This is a genomic window from Sphingorhabdus lacus (assembly GCF_009768975.1).
Lineage (GTDB): Bacteria > Pseudomonadota > Alphaproteobacteria > Sphingomonadales > Sphingomonadaceae > Sphingorhabdus_B > Sphingorhabdus_B lacus.
Genome location: NZ_CP035733.1, coordinates 1,486,944 through 1,508,233, shown reverse-complemented (window position 1 = coordinate 1,508,233; position 21,290 = coordinate 1,486,944). Strand labels below are relative to the sequence as shown.

The 21,290-nt window shown below is 56.7% G+C and carries 18 protein-coding genes; 7 read left to right on the top strand and 11 right to left on the bottom strand.

Annotated features, from left to right (window positions below; translation table 11 throughout):
• Positions 1 to 13: 13 nt before the first annotated feature.
• A complete protein-coding gene (locus EUU25_RS07025; RefSeq protein WP_158899573.1) occupies positions 14 to 487 on the bottom strand; it encodes an A24 family peptidase in 474 nt (157 codons plus the stop codon).
• A 61-nt stretch (positions 488 to 548) separates the two neighbouring features.
• Between EUU25_RS07025 and EUU25_RS07020 the strand changes: the two genes are divergently transcribed.
• From EUU25_RS07020 to EUU25_RS07010, 3 genes are all read left to right on the top strand, one after another.
• Positions 549 to 1,484, top strand: a complete 936-nt coding sequence (locus EUU25_RS07020; RefSeq protein WP_246162950.1) for an alpha/beta fold hydrolase — start codon at positions 549 to 551, stop codon at positions 1,482 to 1,484.
• Positions 1,481 to 2,590 (top strand): NAD(P)/FAD-dependent oxidoreductase, encoded by a 1,110-nt coding sequence (locus tag EUU25_RS07015; protein WP_158899569.1) that lies wholly within the window; start codon positions 1,481 to 1,483, stop codon positions 2,588 to 2,590. Before EUU25_RS07020 ends, EUU25_RS07015 begins: the two co-directional genes overlap by 4 nt.
• A gap of 130 nt (positions 2,591 to 2,720) precedes the next feature.
• Positions 2,721 to 2,897, top strand: coding sequence for a YegP family protein (locus EUU25_RS07010; RefSeq protein ID WP_158899567.1), 177 nt, complete (start codon positions 2,721 to 2,723; stop codon positions 2,895 to 2,897).
• 608 nt (positions 2,898 to 3,505) lie between these two features.
• Here the strand turns inward: EUU25_RS07010 and EUU25_RS07005 are convergent.
• The 9 genes from EUU25_RS07005 to EUU25_RS06965 all read right to left on the bottom strand — a co-directional run bounded on the left by EUU25_RS07005 (position 3,506) and on the right by EUU25_RS06965 (position 13,887).
• The gene (locus EUU25_RS07005) at positions 3,506 to 3,832 is read right to left on the bottom strand and encodes a hypothetical protein (RefSeq protein ID WP_158899565.1); all 327 of its coding nucleotides are present in this window, start codon (positions 3,830 to 3,832) and stop codon (positions 3,506 to 3,508) included.
• A gap of 316 nt (positions 3,833 to 4,148) precedes the next feature.
• Positions 4,149 to 4,940: an IS21-like element helper ATPase IstB gene (istB, locus tag EUU25_RS07000; RefSeq protein WP_158899513.1), complete on the bottom strand. Its 792-nt coding sequence runs from the start codon at positions 4,938 to 4,940 to the stop codon at positions 4,149 to 4,151.
• Positions 4,937 to 6,451: an IS21 family transposase gene (gene istA, locus EUU25_RS06995; RefSeq protein ID WP_158899511.1), complete on the bottom strand. Its 1,515-nt coding sequence runs from the start codon at positions 6,449 to 6,451 to the stop codon at positions 4,937 to 4,939. Before istA ends, istB begins: the two co-directional genes overlap by 4 nt.
• Positions 6,452 to 6,988: 537 nt before the next feature.
• On the bottom strand, positions 6,989 to 9,016 hold the full coding sequence (gene ndpC, locus EUU25_RS06990; protein WP_158903195.1) for a 6-hydroxypseudooxynicotine oxidase: 2,028 nt from the start codon (positions 9,014 to 9,016) through the stop codon (positions 6,989 to 6,991).
• Positions 9,017 to 9,152: 136 nt separating this feature from the next.
• The gene (locus tag EUU25_RS06985) at positions 9,153 to 9,536 is read right to left on the bottom strand and encodes a nuclear transport factor 2 family protein (RefSeq protein ID WP_158899563.1); all 384 of its coding nucleotides are present in this window, start codon (positions 9,534 to 9,536) and stop codon (positions 9,153 to 9,155) included.
• Between the two features lie 120 nt (positions 9,537 to 9,656).
• The gene (locus EUU25_RS06980; protein WP_158899561.1) at positions 9,657 to 10,154 is read right to left on the bottom strand and encodes a c-type cytochrome; all 498 of its coding nucleotides are present in this window, start codon (positions 10,152 to 10,154) and stop codon (positions 9,657 to 9,659) included.
• Positions 10,147 to 11,592 carry a flavin monoamine oxidase family protein gene (locus EUU25_RS06975; RefSeq protein WP_158903193.1) on the bottom strand — a complete coding sequence of 482 codons (1,446 nt, stop codon included), beginning with the start codon at positions 11,590 to 11,592 and terminating at the stop codon, positions 10,147 to 10,149. Before EUU25_RS06975 ends, EUU25_RS06980 begins: the two co-directional genes overlap by 8 nt.
• A 66-nt stretch (positions 11,593 to 11,658) precedes the next feature.
• Positions 11,659 to 13,059 (bottom strand): aldehyde dehydrogenase family protein, encoded by a 1,401-nt coding sequence (locus EUU25_RS06970; RefSeq protein WP_158899559.1) that lies wholly within the window; start codon positions 13,057 to 13,059, stop codon positions 11,659 to 11,661.
• Between the two features lie 582 nt (positions 13,060 to 13,641).
• A complete protein-coding gene (locus EUU25_RS06965; RefSeq protein WP_158899557.1) occupies positions 13,642 to 13,887 on the bottom strand; it encodes a hypothetical protein in 246 nt (81 codons plus the stop codon).
• A 399-nt stretch (positions 13,888 to 14,286) separates the two neighbouring features.
• Between EUU25_RS06965 and EUU25_RS06960 the strand changes: the two genes are divergently transcribed.
• The 4 genes from EUU25_RS06960 (at position 14,287) to EUU25_RS06945 (ending at position 19,633) form a co-directional block, all read left to right on the top strand.
• Complete coding sequence (locus EUU25_RS06960; protein ID WP_158899555.1) at positions 14,287 to 15,426, top strand: ornithine cyclodeaminase family protein; 1,140 nt, start codon at positions 14,287 to 14,289, stop codon at positions 15,424 to 15,426.
• A 67-nt stretch (positions 15,427 to 15,493) separates the two neighbouring features.
• A complete protein-coding gene (locus EUU25_RS06955; RefSeq protein WP_158899553.1) occupies positions 15,494 to 15,910 on the top strand; it encodes a RidA family protein in 417 nt (138 codons plus the stop codon).
• A 67-nt stretch (positions 15,911 to 15,977) separates the two neighbouring features.
• The gene (locus EUU25_RS06950; RefSeq protein WP_158899551.1) at positions 15,978 to 17,276 is read left to right on the top strand and encodes an NAD(P)/FAD-dependent oxidoreductase; all 1,299 of its coding nucleotides are present in this window, start codon (positions 15,978 to 15,980) and stop codon (positions 17,274 to 17,276) included.
• A 272-nt stretch (positions 17,277 to 17,548) separates the two neighbouring features.
• On the top strand, positions 17,549 to 19,633 hold the full coding sequence (locus EUU25_RS06945) for an oxidoreductase (RefSeq protein ID WP_158899549.1): 2,085 nt from the start codon (positions 17,549 to 17,551) through the stop codon (positions 19,631 to 19,633).
• A gap of 193 nt (positions 19,634 to 19,826) precedes the next feature.
• On the opposite strand, the gene EUU25_RS06940 is transcribed toward EUU25_RS06945, so the two are convergent.
• Positions 19,827 to 21,257 (bottom strand): NAD(P)/FAD-dependent oxidoreductase, encoded by a 1,431-nt coding sequence (locus tag EUU25_RS06940; RefSeq protein WP_158899547.1) that lies wholly within the window; start codon positions 21,255 to 21,257, stop codon positions 19,827 to 19,829.
• Positions 21,258 to 21,290 lie beyond the last annotated feature (33 nt).

Below are 21,290 nucleotides of genomic sequence, written 5' to 3'. Positions count from 1 at the left end.
GAAGAATGCTATTTCACGTAAAATGGTTAAAAATCCGTTCACCGGCTATCCACAAGCCGGCGAGGGCTATCGCGACCCCATAGGGTATGCGTGCCCTACCATCTTGTTGTTTTGCCTTGTGAATCATCACAAAAACAATGGTTACCAAGGCCCCGAGTATCGAGGCATAAAGAACCATCCGGACCACATCGATCCAATGCCACCACAGCGCCAAAGCCGCGAAAAGCTTGACATCTCCGCCACCCATCGCCCCAAAACGGAAGGCAATCAGGAAGAAGATGAAAACAATCGTGGCGGTGAGAAGGTGGAGGCCAATTTCCGGCAGGTTGAAACCGCCTGTTGCAGCCCAATAAGCAGGAGCCGCCAACGCGATAAGCAATGTTATCCTGTTGAAAATTAAGCGATATCGTACGTCGGTATAGATGGAGTAAATCAGCGCAATTGCCAATCCCCCAACTAGTGCGTAAGTGAGTGCTTCACCGTTCATTTGCCAAGCATTAACCATCAAAGCTTGCTAAAAGGTAACCATGCACGCCCAGAAAATTCACATGGACCGACGCGCAATCCCGTCGGATGCTACCGAAAGCCTCTGGACCGCCGAAGATGGCTGGTCGATCCGCCGGATAGACTGGGCGGGGGGACATGAACCGCGTGGATCGATGCTGTTCCTGCCCGGGCGCGGCGATCATTATGAGAAATATCTTGAGACGCTCGCGTATTATGCCGCGCGCGGCTGGAGGGTGACATCGGTTGATTGGCGCGGGCAGGGTGCGTCCGGGCGGCTGCTTGCCGATCCTGAAGTCGGTCATATCGATGATTTTTCAACCTGGATTGCCGACCTGCGTTATTTTTGGACGCGGTGGAAAGCCGAAACGCCCGGTCCTCACGTCGTGTTGGCGCACAGCATGGGTGGGCAATTGGCCATGCGCGCGCTGGTGGAAAAGGCTATCGATCCTGATGCCGTAGCAATGAGCGCGCCCATGCTCGGCATCCAGACGGCAGGACTGCCGCTTTGGTTGAACCATACCTTTGCGAAGATGATGTGCAGCATCGGCAGAGACGAGCTGCCCGCCTGGAAGGTGAGCGAGAAGCCATTATCGCCCATGCATGATCGCGGCAAAATACTGACAGGTGACAAGGACCGCTACGAGGATGAGCTTGCGTGGTGGGCCTTACGCCCTGAGGTAAAATTAGGCCCGCCGAGTTGGCACTGGATCGAACGCGCCATAGATTCGATCCGCTTGCTTGATCGCCCCGCTATGCTTGAGAAGGTGCAGACACCCATTTTGCTTCTCGCAACAACGGCCGACCAACTGGTCAGCACGCCCCGGATTATCAAGGACAGCAAGCGCCTGCCGCACGCCGAGACACTCATCTTCGGGAAAGAAGCCGCACATGAGCTTTTGCGCGAAGTGGACGCCGTTCGGGATCAATGCCTTTCGCGTATCGACGCCTTTTTGGACATGCACGCCCCAGTCAAATGAGCGATTTCGATATTGCCATTATCGGCGCCGGAATAGCGGGCGCCAGCCTTGCTGCCGAGATTTCGGCGCACAAGTCTGTTTTGCTGATCGAAGCTGAGGCGCATCCCGGTTATCATTCGACGGGGCGTTCCGCAGCATTTTGGGATGAGAGCTATGGTGGTCCGGCCGTTCAGCCGTTGACCACCGCTTCCGGTCCGTTTCTCGCAAATCCGCCGAGCGCCTTCCATGAAGGCCCCCTGATGCATCCGCGCGGGGCACTGCATTTGGGAACGGATGCGCATCATTTGCTGGCCGATGCATTGTTGACGGATTTTGCCGATAGCGGTGTCCGGTTTGAACGGCTTGATCGTCAGGGTATCGAAGCGCACGTGCCGGGACTGCTGCCAGCCTGGACGTCGGGCCTATGGGAACCTGATTGCTGCGATATTGATGTTGGCGGTTTGCACGGCGCTTATTTGCGACAGGCAAAGCGGCAGAATGTCATCCTGCAATGCAATTCGAGGGTGCAATCTGCGCAGTGGAATGCGGGGCGTTGGCATTTAGCCACGATTGGCGCGTCCTTTACCGCAGACATGATTGTCAATGCGGCAGGTGCATGGGCTGACGAGGTGGCGCAATTGGCACAAGTCAGGCCGCTCGGCATCCAACCCTATCGCAGAACAATTGCTCAATTGTCCGTGTCCCCGGCTGCTCCTGCCAATCTGCCACTCGTCATCGGGTTGGATGGCAGCTTCTATTTCAAGCCGGACAGTGGCGGGACGTTGTGGCTTAGTCCCCATGACGAAACGCCAACGCCGCCATGTGATACCGCGCCGGAGGAACTGGATGTCGCCCTTGCCATCGCGCGTTTGCAGGAAGTGGTCGACTGGGACATTCGGCGCGTCGAACATAAATGGGCAGGACTGCGAAGCTTTGCGCCTGACCGCAAGCCCGTGATCGGCCACGACCCTGTTACTCCATCCTTCTTCTGGCTGGCAGGGCAAGGCGGTTTTGGGATCCAGACGGCTCCCGCTGCTGCAATGCTCGCGGCCTCAATGCTTTCCGAAGCCGTCGCGCCGCCACCAAATGTCGATGGCAACGTCTATCTTCCCGACCGTTTACACTGATTTACTTGGCAACGGATTGTTGCTGGCTAAGGTTGGCTTTGCCCGGATTCGACGGTCTTTAGACGTTATGTTAAGTTCGCCCCGGGTTCGTGACCAACTGGCCTCACCGGCCCGGTAAGAGGAGGATTTCATGGCACATTATTTCGAAATCAAAAAGAACAAGAAAGGCGAGCATGTCGCCTATTTCAAATATAACAGCGAAGCTATTTTCTGGACCGAAGGCTATTCCAGCAAAGCGAGCGCCAAAAAGGCGATCGAGTCTATATTGAAGAACGGGCCCGGCGCCGAAATACGCGAAGCCGAATAAGGGTGTCGCTCGCCCCAAAAGTCTTCTGAATGCGTGGGGTAAATCGCGAAAACGCTAGGTTGGCGAAAAGCGGTTTGCCCCATATGGGGAGCAGATTCGCCGCATAAGTTCGTCTTTAGGGCGAATTTTGCCTCATAAGTTGCGATCGTTAATCCTGTTGGTGGGGCGGCAGAGCGTATAGGACGTGTTTTGACGAGATATAATTGTAACACTTTCAGTGGTTTAGCCGATAATTTTACGAACCATTTTTGCTTGGTGTTTATTGCTGTGGTAGGGGTGTTGTGGCGCTAGCCATGGGCCACACATCGGACATTCATCCGACAGTGCTCGGTACGCAAGCTAATATCCGAGCCCTTCATATATCCGCGGTTGCGCAATGGATCAGACAATATTGTTCGCCGACCCATCGTCAATCTATCGGTGGTGTCGTAATCGCGAATTCAGGCTGATGCAGTTATCTAAGCAACAGCTGATCAAACCGCATTAAAGAAAGCATGCAGTGTAGCTAGTATATTGCACCAAGCATGCGAGCGAAGGCACGCGGCATGCCCTTAAGCATCCGAATTACATCCGACATGTGTGGTGCAAGAGTGTCTGATGCTCAGGGGTCAAAGCTCCGAACAATTTGGCGCCATGATCGCCAGAAACATGCTCCCAATATCGACGTCTTCGGAAACTTCGAATGGGAAATCGGTCACGCCAAATATCGAGAATGCCTCCTCGGCAAGATCAATCGGGTAAAAGGCTTCCGCAAGGCTGCGCACATGCATATTGCAATCAAGCCCGACGTCGTTCAGCAAACTGCGATACTCGTTGAGTTGATCAAACGATGCAAACCTCGCCGAGATATTCGTGGCTGCCATGTGCCGGGCAATGCTATGCGCAATTGAACGACCTAGCTCATTCACGGTCAGGCGCAACACAAGGGCACGCATCGGCTCCTGCCAGATGCCGCCGGTCTCATGGACGACAAGTCGCCAATCACTTTTCCTGCCTACTAATCCCGATATGCTCGGTAACGCTGCAACAAGACAACAATCATCGACTGGGGTGCTAGGGGCAGGTGTAATGCTAGAATTCCAATCGGCCAGCGCTTTGACGGTGAAGTCCGGCCAACCCTCAGACTGTAAGCTGTCTGAAGGAATAAAATGGTCAGTAGGTATCTGTGTTGATTACCGCTGAGAGTTGACCCGGGATTTTCATCGAGAAGTGACCCGGGTAGTTGTTATGTCCCGCGATGCGGGGCTTGGGTCAAGCGGGTAATTTTTCCTTTCGTGTTTTGGGGGTGGCAGAGCTCGCACGGAACCGGAAGCTGTCGTTGCCGGTCTCGAGGATGTGGCAATGGTGCGTGAGCCGGTCCAGGAGGGCGGTGGTCATTTTTGCGTCGCCGAACACGTCGGCCCATTCGGAGAAGCTGAGGTTAGTAGTGATGACGACGCTGGTGCGTTCGTAGAGTTTGCTCAGCAGGTGGAACAGCAGCGCCCCGCCGGACGGGCTGAACGGTAAGTAGCCCAACTCGTCGAGGATGACGAGGTCGAGACGCAGCAGGCGTTCGGCAAGCTGGCCTGCCTTGTTCATGGCTTTTTCCTGCTCAAGCGCGTTGACCAGATCGACCGTGGAGAAGAACCGCACTTTTTTGCGGTGATGCTCGACCGCCTGGACGCCCAGAGCTGTTGCGATGTGCGTTTTACCCGTGCCGGGGCCGCCCAAGGCCACGACATTATGCGCGCCATCGATAAACTCGCCGCGATGGAGTTGGCGTACCAATGCCTCATTTACCTCGCTGGATGCAAAGTCGAACCCCGCCAGATCCTTGTAAGCCGGGAACCGGGCCGCCTTGATCTGGTAAGCGATAGACCGGACCTCGCGTTCGGACATCTCTGCCTTGAGCAGCTGGGAGAGGATCGGCACGGCGGCCTTGAACGCGGGCGCTCCCTGTTCGATCAGCTCCCCGACTGCCTGAGCCATGCCATACATCTTGAGGCCGCGTAACATGACCTCGACGGCAGCGCTTGCTGGATCATGACGCCCAAGACCGCTCATGCGCGCAGCTCCCGCAGGTTATCGTAGCGGCCGACATCGGCACGCGGCTCCTGTGTAAGACGCAGGGCCTGCGGCGCGTCGATCGGTGCAACCGGCGGCGCCTTGCCGTCGGTCAGCCGGTGCAGGATGTTGAGAACGTGAGTCTTGGTCGGCACGCCTCCCTTCAGCGCGAGCTCGACGGCGCACAACACCGCCTGTTCGTCATGTTGGAGGACCAGCGATAATATCTCGACCATCTCACGGTCACCACCGACACGCTTGAGAAGATGGCCTTGCAACTGGCGGAACGCATCGGGCATCTCGATGAACGGCGCGCCGTTGCGTAGTGCACCGGGCTTGCGCTGGATTACTGCCAGATAGTGCCGCCAGTCATAGACGATCCGCCCCGGCAGATGATGCGATCGCGCAATGATCCGGCCATGCTCGCACAAGACCCGTCCCTCGGCGGCAATGACGATCCGGTCCGGGTAAATCCGCAAGGACACAGGCCGGTTGGCAAAGGATGCCGGCACAGAGTAGCGGTTGCGTTCGAACGTCACCAGGCAGGTGGGAGATACCCGCTTGGTGTGCTCGACAAAGCCGTCAAAGGGACGGCCTAGCGGCATCAGACTGGTAACCTCTTCGGCATGGGCATCGGCAACAGTGCCGAACAAGCTGCCGTGCTGGATATGGCTCCATTGCATTATGCACTGCACCTCAAGCCATGCATTGAGCGTCTCGAGATCGGGGAAGCTGGGCATCGGCTGCCACAAGCGGCGGCGCGCATCCTGCACGTTCTTCTCAACCTGCCCCTTCTCCCAACCCGATGCAGGGTTACAAAACTCCGGCTCGAACAGGTAATGACTAGCCATCGCCGCGAAGCGCGCATTTATCTGCCGCGCTTTGCCCGAACCGATCCGATCAACTGCGGTCTTCATGTTATCGAAGATCCCGCGCTGGGGCACACCACCCAGTACACGGAAGGCTTGGGTCAGCGCATCGAACAGCATCTCGTGGGTCTGGAGCATGTATGCCCGAACGGTGAAGGCCCGGCTGTGTGACAACTTGGTATGCGCAACCTGCAGCTTGGTCTGCTTGCCCGCAATGATCGCCCAGTCCTCGCTCCAGTCGAACTGGAACGCCTCTCCTGGCGCAAACACCAGCGGCACGAATGTACCGCGTCCGCTGGCCTGGGCGTCCCGTTGCCTGTCCGTCTTCCATGCCCGCACGAACGCTGCGACACGGCCATAACCACCGTCAAAGCCAAGGGACACCAGGTCCGCATGCATCTGCTTGGCAGACCGCTTCTGCTTGCGGGACTTGGTCGCGTCTATCCGCAGCCAACCGGTCAGCTTCTCGGCAAACGGGTCCAGCTTGCTGGGTCGGTCAGGAACCCTGAACTTCGGCTCGACCGTGTGCTCACGCAAATACTTGCGGATCGTGTTCCGAGACAAGCCTGTACGCCGTTCAATCTCGCGGATCGCCATCCCTTCACGAAAATGCCAGCGCCGGATTACACTCAATAATGCCATGTAGATCACTCCATGTTGCCTCCAAACCTGCGTCCAGAGGTGGTTCAAACATGGGTCAGTTCTCGACGGAAATTTATATCCCTCCCGGGTCAACTCTCAGCGGTAATCAACACCAATACCAATGTAAGAAGACGGTTCGTGCTTCATCGCTTTAGATTATCCAAAGGCGAAACTAGCCGATTTCTGCCGCTCGGTCAAAGATTCCGAGTTTCGAGCATCTTCCAAAATTGGCGCTTCCCCGAAGCCACTCTGGCGCTAGCTTGAACTGAACCAGGAATTCTGGATCGTTTTGAGCCGGAAAAATCCGTTTTAGGATTGGGCCTGGATGATGGAAGCGATGTTGCAGGATTTCGTCTCATGAAACCTTTGAAGCCAGATCGGCAGCGCAAGTTCGGAAAATTTACGAAATCAATGTGTTGGACAGCCAAAAATTATTCATAAGCATGCAACTACATTTTTGAGTTGGCTCACGGGCGAAACTAACAAGCGACTTGCCCTATGTCACAGAACATAGTGAACGGGTGTCAGTCCATTTTCTCACCGCGCTAGCCCCCCAAATTGCATGCCGGCCTTTCGGCCATCTCTGGTGGCTTGGGCGATCTGTCCCGGGCCAAGGCAATCGCCGACGCGCTCCAAGGAGGCTATTTCTCCGGCTTCGCGTTTTTTGACAAGTTCATGATAGAGATTGTCGTCGGAAACCTGACCGGTAACCAATACCACCGCATCAGCAGGTCGGACTTGTTCGGCGCCGGTGAGCAGGCGGCTGGTTACGACTTTGCCCTCTGAAATGCTGACGATCGAAGTGCCGACGACAATTTCGATGCCGATTTCGTTCATGGAATTGATGACGTGGACCATTTCCAACGTGTTTAACGTCCAAGGCGCGGGATCGCTTGCGGTCGTAACATATGTAACCTTGCAGCCGGCACGAGCGAGACGTTCCGCGACCACCGTGGCCATGTAAAAATAATCTTCGTCATACACGATGACGTCGCCGCTTGGCAGCTTGCCGTCCAGTATGTTTTCGGGATTGAAAACATGGGGCAGCTCATGTCCTGGTATCGGCTCATCATGATTGCGGCCGACTCCGTCCCCACGCCATGTTGCACCTGACGCCACAATGACGTGGTCAGCCTCGAAACCGGCGACGTCCTCAGCGGTCAACATGCTGTCGAGGTACATGTTCACATTCACCATCGTCTGGAGCTGACCGACGCGATAGTCGACCACGCGCCCCCAAGTGCTTAGGCGCGGCATCTTGCGCTCGCGCACAAGGCGACCGCCCCATTCGGATCCTGCGTCGGCAATCGAAACCTGATAACCGCGCTTGGCGAGTGTGTGAGCAGCTTCCAGTCCGGCAGGCCCTCCACCCACAACAAGAATATTCTTGTCGGGGTCGTCCGCCGGTGGCACATTTTCGGGATGCCAGCCCATCAGATGCTCTTCACCGGCAGAGGGATTTTGCGTGCAGCGGATCCGCACGGACGTCATGACTTCCGCGGTGCAAGCGTTGCACCCGATGCATTCGCGAATATCGTCGTGGCGTCCCTCATTAATCTTGTTCGGCAGGAATGGATCGGCAATGGAGGGGCGGGCGGCGCCGATCAGATCCAGAATGCCGCGCTTGATCTGGCTTACCATGGCGTCGGGGGACGTGAAGCGCCCAACGCCGACCACCGGCTTGTTCGTCACCTTCTTCACGAAGTCTATAAACGGTTCCTGCTGGCCTTCTTCGAAGAAGCGGCTACTGCCGCTATCCCACGGCCAATCGCTTACGTTGACGTCCCAAAGATCAGGAACATCGGCCAAGGCTTCCACAACCCGGCGTCCGTCTTCCTGCGCGGTGATGTTCGATACTCTGCGTCGATCCTCCACGGCGAAACGAACGGCGACCGCACAGCTATCTCCGACCGCGTCCTTTACGTCGCATAGCGTTTCCCGGAGCAAGCGCACGCGGTTTTCGAACACGCCGCCATATTCGTCGGTTCGCTTGTTTGTCTTGGTATCGAGAAAGTCCTGCAACAGCGACAGATTGTGCGCGCAATAGACATAAATGATGTCGAATCCCGCTGTCTTCGCACGGACTGCCGCATCGCGATACCAGCGCCGGAAATCGGCGATGTCCTGCTTGTCGATTGTTCTGGCGGAAATCGGATTGTAAAAATAGTGAGGAAACTTGGCTGTTGGAGACAGCGGATGCTCGCGATAGTAGGCTGCCGGTCCCGACGCGCCGGCGTGAGCCAACTCGACCCCAGCCAACGCCCCATGTTCCTTCACGGCCGCGACAATGCGCGAGATTGGCTCGATATGCTTGTCATTGTACAGGCACGGATCGGGCAGGGGGGCGTGATCCGACGTTTCGTGGATCATCGTTTCTTCAATGCAGACCACCCCCCAGCCGCCTTCGGCGCGCGTTTTTCGGTAGGCGACCATCTCATCCATTGACGACATCCCCATGCTGATCGCGTGCGGGACAACGTAAAATCGGTTCTTGGTCTTGACCGGTCCGATTTGTACGGGTTCAAAGAGGATGTCGTAGCGTGGATCTCGCATAAGTCGCTCCATCGGCAAATTAACAATCAATGACCGCCTGGATGCTGGTTTTCGGAGTTCCTCAAATGCAATCCTGCCCTTGAAAGGGATCGGCGATTTCAAATACAGCAAGGTTCCCGGGCGATTTCCCGTCGAGAATTAGGCGGCGTCAAGCGACCTTCCGAATGGTGAGTTCGTTCGCCTTGCAGAAGGCATTCTTCAACACAATCTTGCCATCTTGGACGTGAAGTATATCCAGGCCGTCGATCGCGGATTTTGTTCCGTCCGGGGCAGTTATGACCAAAGTCCAAGTAACAAGCGCCATGGATTGGCCTTCATCGATAATGGTCGATGTAATCTGATAATGGGACTTGCTATCGGATACCTCAAAGCTGGGCGCGAGCGCATCCCCAATGGCGGAAACCCCGTTATGTTCGACGCCGTATGGATCGATGTAGACGCTGCCCTCCGAAAAGAATTCCAGCATCGCCCCAAAATCACCGGTGTTGAACGTCCCCATGAAGGAACTGACAATTTCAGATAGGCTTTTCATTTTGAAACTTTCATCACAAATTTGGTGCTAAAATCGGCTAAGATTTTGTTGAGGATCATAAGCGGGAATCGTCCAATCGCTCGACGAATGGGGCCGACAGCTTCATTGCGCCGGTGGGGGTCATTTCGGTTGAATACTTGCAAGATATGCGATGATCGCCTTGCGATCTGCCTCCTTCGCAAGCCCCCCAAAGGCCATCGAGGTGCCCGGATAAGCCGCCATCGGATCCTTCAGAAACACGTCGAGCTTCTCTGGAGTCCATGAGCCATCGGCATTTTTCAGCGCCTGCGAATAGCGGAAATCTTCTGCTCCGCCGATCTTGCGACCGACCACCGCTATGAGCTTCGGACCTGCTGGCGAAGGGTTGCCGGGATCGACCGAATGACACACCGCGCAGTTGCTGAACAGTTTCTTGCCCGCTTCGACTTGTCCCGCATCGGCGGCCAGCGTCGCATAGTCGCTTGATCCAGCAGCGGGGGTCGACGAGGTCGCCTCAACGCTGGCTCCGGGGTTGCTGTCTTTACTATCCTCCGCAGGCTCGGAACAAGCAGCCGTTCCGGCCAGGCACAGTGCCGACAAGAGCGCCAGCCTAAATTTGCCAATATGAGCTTTATCCATTTGCCGCCTCCTCACGCGCAAGCTTTTCAGTGACTTCCCGACAGGCGCGAATTCCGCTTTCCACCGCGCCGTCAATGTATTCGTGCCAGCCGTCGGCAGTAGCGGAGCCGGCGAAGAACAGGCGGCCTTCGGCTTTTGCCATGTCCTTGTATTTTTTGAACCATCCGACCTTGTAGGCCGGCCATGCTTGTTTCGAGAACGGATCCTTGACCCAATTATAGGGTGCGATGTCGGTGATTTCCGCATTGGGATGGATCTTTCGCAGTTCCGCACCGACAGCATCTAGATCGTTCATGTCGATCAGCGATTGCCGACCGAGCGTCGCCTTCAGGATCGTGCCGTCGTCACCGAATTCCTCGGTCTGGATTGCGTTCAACGGGTTGGGATCATCGCAAAAGGCAAACGTGTTACCGAGGTTGTTTTTTACTTTCATGTACATCGTGGCGCCGTCGGCGCTATCGCCATGGGCGATAAATTCACGTTTGGCGGACGACAGTCCTGGCTTGAAGTTGATGTCTGGATAGACAGAGGTAGGTAGAGTGAAGACAGCAGCTCTTGCCTCGACTGTTTGTCCGTCGGCAGTCCTGAGGGTGACGCCCTTATCTCTCTGTTCTACTTCTTTGACCACAGTGCCGAGCCGCACATCGGCCTTGCTGTCGTCAAGGATTGCCTTGGCCAATGCAGCGGTTCCGCCATTGGCGATATGCCAGTGCTTCTCCGAGTCAGTGAAGGTGAAAGGATCCCACGCCGCGAGAGCGAAAAGTTTGACGAAACTTGCATAGCTGAATGTTGATGTCGGGCCACCGGCATAGAGTACGAGTTCTGCGCTCAATGCCGCTTTCCCCAGCGGATCGAGGCCGAGCGACGCAAGGTGCTGAGCTGCCGAGATGTCATCGATCTTCAGAACTTCGGGGTTGGCGAAGGGCTTGTATGGTTGTGGAAACAATGTGCGCGAGTTGGCGCAGAATCTGTTGAACGCGTCGTTGTAAAGGGTGTCGAACTTCGCGGGCGGCACATTGTGGACGGCTCCATCCGACGTCATGATATAGGATGCGTCGAGATCGTAGAGAGGCACTTCTTCGAAGTCGAAGCCGTAGCGCTGCATTTCCGTGAAGACATGCGGCTGTACCCAGTGGACGGACGATCCTCCCAATTCCACTGGGCGGCCGAGAAACTCACTGGTGAAAGTGCGTCCGCCGATGCGCGGCCGCGCTTCCAGCACGACCACGCGCCAGCCCTTGGCGGCAAGGTCGCGCGCGGCCGTGATGCCGGCATAACCCGCGCCGATGACGGCGACATCATAAGGGCCGCCTTCGCCGCCGCCATCGCGTGTCTCGCGCCCCGGATTTTCCTTTGCGCAGCTCGCCAGCGCAACCGCGCCAGCTGCGGCAGCGCCGAACCTTATCAGTGAACGCCGGTCGACGGGCCGGTTCGTCATCGTTAGTTCTTCATCCGAATTCCTGATCACGGCATCCCCCTTTTCCATTATTCAATCCCCAGTCCATCATGTCGCGGCATTGATCACTTGGAGGCGGGTGAATTCGCACACGCCTTCAATGCCGCCCTCCGTTCCGACACCGGACTGCTTCGCGCCCGAGAAAGGTATGTCGGGGTAAATGGCGACATGCTGATTGATCCACACCGAGCCGGCTTCGAGTTCGCGCGCGAGCGCGCGAGCGCGATCGATGTCGCGCGACCAGATAGAAGCGCCGAGGCCGTAGGGGCCGACGTTGGCCCGGGAAATCGCATCCGTCTCATCAGAAAAGCGTAGAACCGGCACCACAGGCCCAAACTGTTCGTCGGCGACCAGCCTGGCCTCGTCGTCGAGATCGGCGATCACCGTCGGCTCTATGAAAAAGCCAGGACGCTTGGCGGTATGACCGCCGGTCAGGACCCTGCCATGGGATGCCGCCTCCTCGATAATCTCGCGTACTTTATCGAACTGCAGGCTGTTCTGGATGGGGCCGAGAGTGACCCCGTTTTCGTCCCCCGCGCCGAGCTTTAATGCTTTGGCTGCCGCGACCAGCTGTTCACAAAAAGCGTCGTAAATCTCGTCGGCGACATAAAGGCGTTTGGGCGCTGCGCAGATCTGGCCCGCGTTGAGGAACGCGGTGGCGGCGAGACCCTGCGCCGCGCCCTCCACATCGGCGTCCTTGAGGACGATGGCCGGGTCATTTCCGCCCAGTTCCAGCGTCACCCGCTTCAATGTCTCTGCCGCGCCTTGCATGACGCGCTTGCCGGTGCCGGTCGAGCCTGTGAAGGAGATCTTGGCGATGTCGGGGTGGCTGGTGAGGCGCGAGCCAAGATCGTTATCGTCAGCAATGACATTGAACACGCCCCGGGGAAAAATCTCGCACGCCAGCCGGCCCAATTCAAGGCTTGTCAGCGGCGTGGTCGGCGCAGGCTTCAATATCACGGTGTTTCCGGTCAGCAGGGCAGGGCCGAATTTGTTGCTTGCCAGGATCAATGGATAATTCCAAGGCGTGATCGCCGCAACGACGCCCAGCGGGCGGCGCTCAATCTGGTAGCTGCCATTTGCATGGCTTCTCGTTTCGGCAGGCAGTTCGACGCTGGCGTAATAGCGTATCCCCTGCACCGCGGCACCAATTTCGAACCGGGCCTCTGCCAGGGGTTTGCCCTGTTCTTTGACAAGCAGACGCGCAAAGTGATCGGCCTCTTCCTCAAGCCGTTGCGCGAACAGCAGGAGACAATCCCGACGCTTGCTCCAGGATGTTGCTGCCCAGGCGGGAAAAGCGCGTCGCGCAGCCGCCACGGCGGCGTTGAGCTGGTCTTCGTCCGCTACGGGGGCAGTCGTGAAGGGCTCGGCCGTCGCGGGATTGACGATTTCAATGGTCTTCGCGCCCTCAACCAGTTGTCCATCGATGAGCATTTTATAAGCGTACATGGTTTACCTAACTCTTGCATCAATTACCCGATTGCGCGCCTGACAACCCAGGCTGGTTGGCGCACATCCGTCGCTCAAGCTGTCCGCAAAATGCCGCACTTTTGATACATCGTCCAAAGGGGCATATATTCGCGCGCTTTTAGCCCAGCGCCGGATCGGCTGCGACGCTCTTCCGCACAGTTTGTTTTACAGCATATGTGTTGGAATTTGTAGCATCTCTCGTGCCATTCGCAACTAAATTCGTCAATCGCAGATATTTTCTAGGAGCATAGAGATGGCATTTTTGGCCCGTAGGTGAGCGCAAGAATGGAGACTAAATATATGATAATCCGTGAAATAAAGTGATATCATCCCATCAGATTCTTTGGAAAGTCGAGCTTAATTGACCGCCAATTCAACAACTGAAAGATTGTATAATTCCTCATAAAGACAATTATATAGGTCAACTGATAGTCGATGCGTCGCGATGGCGAAAAATGGCATCATCCGCCTTTCCGTTTGCTGCGAGTCGGGAGATATTCAAGCCATGAAACCTGTTTCAATCTCGATGTGTCGATGTCCCAGCTTGGTAATCAGGCGATATCATTCGTGCCCCGTCGGGCCTGCCTCATAGCAGAAATGTACCACGTCGTACTTTGCGGCAATCCGCTGCAAGACCTGCCGAATCGCATCGGGTGATGCGTCAACTTCACCGATGAAACGCACTTCGCCGCCACGTTCTGCATCCGCGACTGTGGTCGCATTGCGCGCTTTTCCAACATCGATTCCGATGGAAATGTGTGTAGAGCGAACTAACATATCCAGCGCGAAGAATATATGATCGTACACAAGGCCTAAAAAGTGGCGCTGCAGGGCCTTTTAAGTTCGGCCGTTTGGCGTAATGGGAACCTTCATCGACTTGTGGAGGATCTCCCAATCAGAGGAAAAAGTCGGCAGTCCGCGCCGTCCGACCGATGGCCCATCGCTGACTTTTTGATTGACACCAGTTTAAATTCCTCGATTGTATAATATAATTTTCTTGTGGGATTGAGACTGGGTGATGTGCCGCGCTGATCGGTCCGGAGGCGACAGATGTGGGGCCGCTGAGCAATTTTCCCTTTGGAAGGAAAAATTGGTCGGCCCACGACCTGTGGTGTCTTGTTTGATGTCTGTTGTTGAAAGCATGAAAGGTGTCATGCTTTCCAATGGTGTTGAGTCGAATGAGAGAGTGAGTTGGAGAGCAAAATAATGACCGGATCGGCAAAAATAGATTTCTTGTATCTGTCAGAGCAAGACATGATCAAAGCTGGTGTTACCGATATGGCAATGTGCGTTGACACCATGGAGGAAATGTTCAGCCTGTTATGGCATGGGGATTACCGCATGGCAGGGGCGAACAACGATTCCCATGGGGCGATGGTCTTGTTTCCAGAAAGCTCGCCGTTTCCTGACATGCCAAAGGGAACTGCTGACCGCCGTTTCATGGCAATGCCCGCTTATCTTGGCGGCCGTTTCCGGACCGCAGGCGTGAAATGGTATGGATCGAACCTCGAAAACCGGGAAAAGGGTTTGCCGCGTTCGATCCTCACTTTCGTACTCAACGACGCCGATACCGCTGCCCCGCTCGCCTTCATGTCAGCGAATCTCTTATCGGCTTACCGGACCGGAGCGATCCCAGGCGTGGGGGCACGTCATCTTGCGCGAAAAGACGCAAAGGTTTTCGGGCTTTTAGGCCCGGGTGTCATGGGCAAGACAACACTCATGGCGCTGCGTGCCGTCTGTCCTAAGATCGACACGATCAAGATCAAGGCGCGGGGGAAAGCGAGTCTTGAAAGTTTCCTCGATTGGTTAAAGTCGGACATGCCGCAGGTCACAAACATTGAGGTGGTTGATACGATAGAGGCTGTTGTTCGCGGTTCCGATATAGTTAGTTTTTGTGGCTCGGGCGCGGCGGGCGACCCTTCGACTTATCCTATCGTCAACCGCGAATGGGTGAAGCCGGGCGCGTTTCTGGCGATGCCATCGAGCTGTGAGATTGACGAGGCGATGGGGACTAAAGACGTCCGAAAGGTCGTCGACAACACCGGTCTCTACGAAGCCTGGTTTGATGAACTGCCCAAGCCTGCGCACAACATTATACCGATTATCGGTGTAAAGTTCATGGATATGATTGCCAGTGGACGGATGGAGAAAGAAGATCTTGAGGATCTTGGTCGCATCGTAGCTGGGGAGGCCCCGGGTCGGCAGAACGACGAGGAAATCATCATCTTGTCTGTTGGCGGAATGCCAGTCGAGGATGTTGCCTGGGGCACCGTCGTTTATCGCAACGCCCTTGCGCGCGGTGTCGGTCAGTCGCTCAATCTTTGGGATGTGCCAGCCTTGCGCTGACCCCGCAGCGTCGGCTGCGCCTCTCTGGTTTCCGCAGCATTATCTGTCCTTTTGAATTGGAGTTAATATGGTCGAGATTTTGAAGCTCAAAACGGGTTCACGATATGAGGACCTGGCGAGCTACTCACGGCTCGTCAGCGTCGATGATTGGATCTTCGTTTCCAACACCGCGGGGCGCAATCCTCTGACACAGGAGATTCCGGAAGACGTCACCGAACAAACCGAGCAGGTGCTGGCCAATATCGAGCGCGCGCTGCTGGCGGTCGATGCGAGTCTTGGCGATGTCGTGGCCTCGCGCATCTTCATTCAGAACCCCTCCGATACGTCGGCCGTCATGGCCAAGATTGGAGAGCGGTTTCGCGGTATCGATCCGGCGATGACTCTGACCTGTCCGCCGCTCAGCTCGAAAGACTATAAGGTCGAGGTCGAAGTCACTGCTTACAGAGGGGCTTCGAAGAGCAATATAGAAGTGAAAAACATATAGATTTCCATTTGGTTATACGCCGCGCTGCTCAATAGTCAGTCTGCGGTTCAACTTGAAAGATGGCCTGGTGGCACCCCATATCGCGCCCGTACAAACTTGTGAGGATTTTCCGTCTTCCGTTCCTGTAGTCATCATCGGGGGCGGGATTGTCGGTCTGGTCGCGGCGCTTACACTCAGTGAGCGCGGTATTCCTGTCATCGTGCTTGAGAAGGGCGTGGTCGCCGGCGAACAATCGTCACGCAACCAGGGCTGGATTCGCAAGACGAGTCGCGCTCCGGCCGATATGCCCCTCGCCGTCGCGTCCGATCGCCTCTGGGCTCGCCTTCCGCAAAAGGTGGGAACAGATGTCGGCTATCGAGAAGCGGGCATTCTTTTTCTTGCCAGGAACGAGGCAGAAATGGAGGCTCATGAAGCCTGGATCCATTCCGTGGAACCTCTCGATCTCGACTCGCGCCTTCTGACCCCTGGCGAGATCGATCGACTGGTGCCTGGGGGGCGGGGAAATTGGGCCGGCGGTATATACACGCCGTCCGATGGGCGCGCCGAGCCATCGCTCGCGGCGTCGGCTATTGCGCGCGCTGCAATGGCGATGGGAGCCATTATCGTCGAGAATTGTGCCGTGCGCTCACTCGTCCGCTCTGCGGGGCGGGTTACCGGGGTGGTTACGGAACGCGGCGAAATCGGCTGCGATACGGTCCTGCTTGCAGGCGGCTTATGGTCCCGGCGCTTCCTTGGGAACCTCGGCATCGACCTGCCGACCCTGCCGCTCACGGTTTCCGTGGCACGCACTGTTCCCATGGATGGCCCCACCGAGATCGCGGTTGGCGGACCGGATTTCTCTTTTCGCAAGCGCGCAGACGGTGGATTTGTAATAACCCAGCGCAGCGCCATCAAAGCCCCGATTACGTTCGATCATTTGCTTATTGGGCGTAAATATTTGTCGTCGCTTCGATCGCAGGGCCGCTATCTGCGTCTGGCGTTCGGACGCGACTTCATCGACGACCTAACGCTACCTCGTCGTTGGAAATCCGGAAGAATTTCACCCTTTGAGCGCATGAGAATCAAGGATCCCGCTGTTGACGAGGGCGCCATCCACGAAGCCTTTGTCGCACTGCGCGCGGCCTGGCCTATATTCGACGATGCCGAGATCGCGGAACTTTGGGCAGGAACAGTGGATGTGACGCCCGATTCCCTGCCGGTAATCGATCAGGTTTCGGAAATTGCAGGATTGATTGTCTGCTCTGGATTCTCGGGACACGGCTTCGGTACAGCTCCGGCGGCGGGCGAACTTGCCGCCGATATACTGATGGGTTCGACCCCGATCATTGATCCCAAACCCTATCGTTTTTCGCGTTTTGAGCGGTAATCGGACTGATCTGCGGCGAAGTAGCGCGAGGATTGCTCACCGTCGTGGCGACTGCCGACCGCTGCGCCGACGATGCGGCTGGATCGGCTCGAGTTACCGTAGCGGGGTGGTGGGGCACGAAGGTTGCAGGTTGATATGCTCACTGACCGGGGCTGCTCGTCACTGAGGCGCCCCATGGCGGAAAGATCGTCGGCACTGTGACTAGGCTGCGGCGTTGGTCTGCCGGGGATATTTGCGACCGGTGGGAACGGTAAACAGAAGGAGATGGCAAGATGCGCGATCCACGATTTGATATTCTCTTCGAGTCCGTGAAAATCGGGCCCAAGACCACCAAAAATCGCTTTTATCAGGTTCCGCATTGTACGGCGCTTGGTACATTTTCTCCGCACGCTACCGCAAAATTTCGGGAGATAAAGGCCGAAGGCGGATGGGGCGTCGTGAACACCGAACTCTGTATGATCCATCCTTCTTCGGATTCGTCCCCCAGCGGTGGGGAGCGGCTCTGGTCGGACGATGACAAGCCTGGGCTTCAGCTCATGGTCGAGGCGGTTCAAAAGCATGGCGCCCTTGCCGGGTGCGAATTGACCCATCAGGGTGCCCTGGCCGGAAACCGCATGTCCAGAGAACGCCCGATGTCGGCCTCGCCCAGGCCGGCAATGGATGTACCAGCTGTCGTCCGGCAGATGGACAAGCAGGATATCAGCGATGTCAGAAGATGGCACCGCGCTGCTGCCCGGCGCGCACGCGATATCGGCTTCGACATCGTATATGTTTACGCAAGCCACATGATGGGCTTGCCCGGCGACTTTATTACGCAGCGTGTCAACCGGCGAACGGATGAATATGGGGGCGTTATCGAGAATCGCGCCAGGCTTTTGCGTGAGTTGATCGAGGACACCAAAGAAGAGATCGGATCCGACTGTGCCGTTGCCGTCCGTTTTGGGGTGGACGAAGGCCTTGGCGATGCGGGTTACACCTGTAGCGGCGATGGTCGGCGGGTCGTCGAGATGCTGGCCGAGCTGCCCGATCTGTGGGATGTCAATGTTCAGAACATCAATCTCGATGTGATGACTGCCCGCTTTGCCGACGAAGGGTGGCAGGAGCCATTCACTGCCTTCGTGAAACAGGTGACAAGCAAGCCGGTGGTCGCTGTCGGGAGATACACGTCGCCAGATCGCATGGTGTCGCTCATCAAAAATGGGTTGGTCGATCTGATCGGTGCGGCGCGTCCGTCGATTGCCGACCCTTTTCTGCCAAAGAAAATAGAAGAAGGCCGCATCGAGGATATTCGTGAGTGCATAGGCTGCAACACGTGCCTTTCCATGCAATATATGGGCGGCGCAATTCGTTGCACGCAAAACCCGACAACCGGCGAAGAGTGGCGGCGCGGCTGGCACCCGGAGCGGGTTCCGGCAAAAATGTCCGATGAACGCATCCTGGTAATTGGGGGCGGCCCGGCAGGACTCGAAGCGACTCTCACGCTTGGAAGGCGTGGCTATTCTGTTGCGCTTTCGGAACGGAGCAATTTTCTGGGTGGACGCTCCGTGCTTGAATCGGCGCTTCCCGGTCTGTCCACCTACCGGCGCGTAGCCGATTATCGAATTGGTCAGATCCATAAGCTGGCGAATGTCGACATTTACCTCGGAAGCGAAATTCAAGCTTCCGATGTGGCCGATTTCGACTTCACAACGATAGTCGTCGCAACCGGATCGACATGGGACCGGGACGGAATCGGCAAAGCGAACAGATTTCCCGTCAACGGTTGGGACCAGCCGCACGTCATCACGCCCGATGACGTGATGGCGGGCCGGACGATCGAAGGGCCGGTCGTTATAAATGACGATGAAGGCTATTATCTTGGAGGTGTAATCGCCGAGAAGCTTGCCAAGCAAGGGCTGGATGTCACGCTCCTTACCCCTGATCCGGAACCTTCCCCGCTGCTCAAATATACATCCGAGCGAGAGGCCGTTCACCAGACCCTGCTTAAACTCGGCGTGAAGCTTGTTACAGCGAGACGCCTGGTCGAGATCGGTGCCGACGAGGTGGAGGCTCATTGTATCTATACCGGCAAAGCAATCCGTTTGCCCGCGGCGATTGTGGTTATGATCTGCCTACGGTCACCGAACGACGGCTTGCTTCACGATTTACGTAAAACAGTTGCAGAGAACTCACCGATGTTCACCGTCCACGCAATTGGTGACTGTTTTGCGCCAGGCACAGTCGCTGATGCGGTCCATTCAGGTCATCGGTTCGGTCGAGAGATGGACCAAACGCCAATCGGCGATATTAACTATTTGATCGAAAAACCTTTCGTCCGCGACCCGAACGGGTGGGACCAGTTTGCGAGCAGGCGTTAGGCTTGTGGTCAATGGATCGCTTCATTTTCGGAAAAAGGCGATTCAAGCTCCCTTTTGAGCGTGAAGGGATGGATCCGACCCGTTTTGTTGTGCGTCACGCGGTGTGATCGCGGCGAGAGGGGGAGGGGCTTTTGCCGGAGACGATGCGGCAGACGCTCCTGGTCGGCGACAAGCTGCCCGTCGCAGGCAGCCCTTATTCCTGGAGATCGCCGTCGCATCCCTCGAAAATGGACCCCCGTATCTGCTTACGCACTTTGCGCTTGAGCAAAGACCAGGCGAGTTGCTTGCCGATAAAATCGAGAGGCCAGACCGGCCAACTCTTGGGCTTCCGGTCGACAATCCAGAAATCGGTGAGGTCCGTTGACCGTTCCGCCAACATGTCTGCCACTGTCTGGCCATGCAGGTGGTTGATGGCAAGGCCATGGCCCCAGCAGCCGCCGATGTAGATAACGCGCTGATCACCGATACTCGTCAAGTGAGGGACCATGTCGCGCGTGGCCGACATGTGCCCGCCCCAATTATGCTCCAACCGGACGTCTCGGAGAGCCGGGAATATGCGTTTCAGATGTGCCAGCGAGACGTCCGAACCCTTGGCGCTGACCGCCGGTTCCATCTCATTGCGAACGGGATGGCCGCCATAATAGATGAAGTAGAACTGGATACGTTGGTCGGCGGTGGGCGCCATATAGTGAAACAGGTCAAGCGAGCTCTCGATCGCATTACCCTGCTCCCAGCCAACTTCGGCCCACTGCTTGTCCGAAAGCCGCTCCGTTACCGCGCCGCGCGCGAATACCGGCGCCTGGTACGAAGCGAGTTCTCGGCCCACTGGCCCTTGCAGTTGGTGCGTGAAAGCATTTGTGGCAATCACCACCTTGCTCGCCTGAATCGAGCCGCCCGGCGTAATGACCCATACGCCGCCCGGCCTTCGCTCGATATGTGTCGCGGAGGTGTTTTCATAGACCGTAACGCCCGCCGCTTCGGCCAGAGCCTTGAGCGCGCGCACCTGTTTGCAGGGGTTGAGCAAGCCAAGGTCCGTGTCGGAGATGGCCGCTTTGAAGTTGCTATTTCCGTTATAATGGGCCTGAACGTCCGGTGCGGTCAGCCATGACACCGTATCCACACCGATATCCTGGTAGGTGGAATACAGGTCATGGAGATCGTCCACCCAACGGTCGTCAAAGGCCACCCGCATAAGGCCGGGCGCGCGATAATCGCTTTCGATGCCGTTTTGCTCGATGATCTCGCGCGTATAAGCGGTTGCGCGCCGACAATATGCGAAGGCCGCTCTGGAACGCTCGACGCCATATGCCTTGCGGATGGACAATTGGTCCATCCCGAACTGGGGCATGATCCAGCCCGCCGCGCGGCCGCTCGCTCCGAAGCCGATGACCTCGCTCTCGATCAGGACAACCTTGCCCAAGCCGCTTTTTGCGGCATGCCAGGCCGATGAAAGGCCTGCAATGCCACCGCCGATGACGAGGATGTCGCAGTGTATATCCGTATCCAGGTCGGGATTTGAAGAATAGGCGCCAAAGTCACGAATCCAGAAGGACTTTCCGGCATGCGGCGGCGATGAACGGCCACCGGACCCGTGGGGCGTCGAATCATCAGCTGCCGCTGCCATTAGAGCGTCGCCCACAGATCGGAGGAATCGAGC

Excerpts from the sequence above, each read along its gene's own strand:
- EUU25_RS06975 (WP_158903193.1), bottom strand. The coding sequence starts at position 11,592 with ATGACGAACCGGCCCGTCGACCGGCGTTCACTGATAAGGTTCGGCGCT.
- EUU25_RS06985 (WP_158899563.1), bottom strand. The coding sequence starts at position 9,536 with ATGAAAAGCCTATCTGAAATTGTCAGTTCCTTCATGGGGACGTTCAAC.
- EUU25_RS06980 (WP_158899561.1), bottom strand. The coding sequence starts at position 10,154 with ATGGATAAAGCTCATATTGGCAAATTTAGGCTGGCGCTCTTGTCGGCA.
- ndpC (WP_158903195.1), bottom strand. The coding sequence starts at position 9,016 with ATGGAGCGACTTATGCGAGATCCACGCTACGACATCCTCTTTGAACCC.
- EUU25_RS07005 (WP_158899565.1), bottom strand. The coding sequence starts at position 3,832 with ATGCGTGCCCTTGTGTTGCGCCTGACCGTGAATGAGCTAGGTCGTTCA.
- EUU25_RS06960 (WP_158899555.1), top strand. The coding sequence starts at position 14,287 with ATGACCGGATCGGCAAAAATAGATTTCTTGTATCTGTCAGAGCAAGAC.
- EUU25_RS06945 (WP_158899549.1), top strand. The coding sequence starts at position 17,549 with ATGCGCGATCCACGATTTGATATTCTCTTCGAGTCCGTGAAAATCGGG.
- EUU25_RS07015 (WP_158899569.1), top strand. The coding sequence starts at position 1,481 with ATGAGCGATTTCGATATTGCCATTATCGGCGCCGGAATAGCGGGCGCC.
- EUU25_RS06970 (WP_158899559.1), bottom strand. The coding sequence starts at position 13,059 with ATGTACGCTTATAAAATGCTCATCGATGGACAACTGGTTGAGGGCGCG.
- EUU25_RS07025 (WP_158899573.1), bottom strand. The coding sequence starts at position 487 with ATGAACGGTGAAGCACTCACTTACGCACTAGTTGGGGGATTGGCAATT.
- istB (WP_158899513.1), bottom strand. The coding sequence starts at position 4,940 with ATGAGCGGTCTTGGGCGTCATGATCCAGCAAGCGCTGCCGTCGAGGTC.
- istA (WP_158899511.1), bottom strand. The coding sequence starts at position 6,451 with ATGGCATTATTGAGTGTAATCCGGCGCTGGCATTTTCGTGAAGGGATG.
- EUU25_RS07020 (WP_246162950.1), top strand. The coding sequence starts at position 549 with ATGGACCGACGCGCAATCCCGTCGGATGCTACCGAAAGCCTCTGGACC.
- EUU25_RS07010 (WP_158899567.1), top strand. The coding sequence starts at position 2,721 with ATGGCACATTATTTCGAAATCAAAAAGAACAAGAAAGGCGAGCATGTC.
- EUU25_RS06955 (WP_158899553.1), top strand. The coding sequence starts at position 15,494 with ATGGTCGAGATTTTGAAGCTCAAAACGGGTTCACGATATGAGGACCTG.
- EUU25_RS06940 (WP_158899547.1), bottom strand. The coding sequence starts at position 21,257 with ATGGCAGCGGCAGCTGATGATTCGACGCCCCACGGGTCCGGTGGCCGT.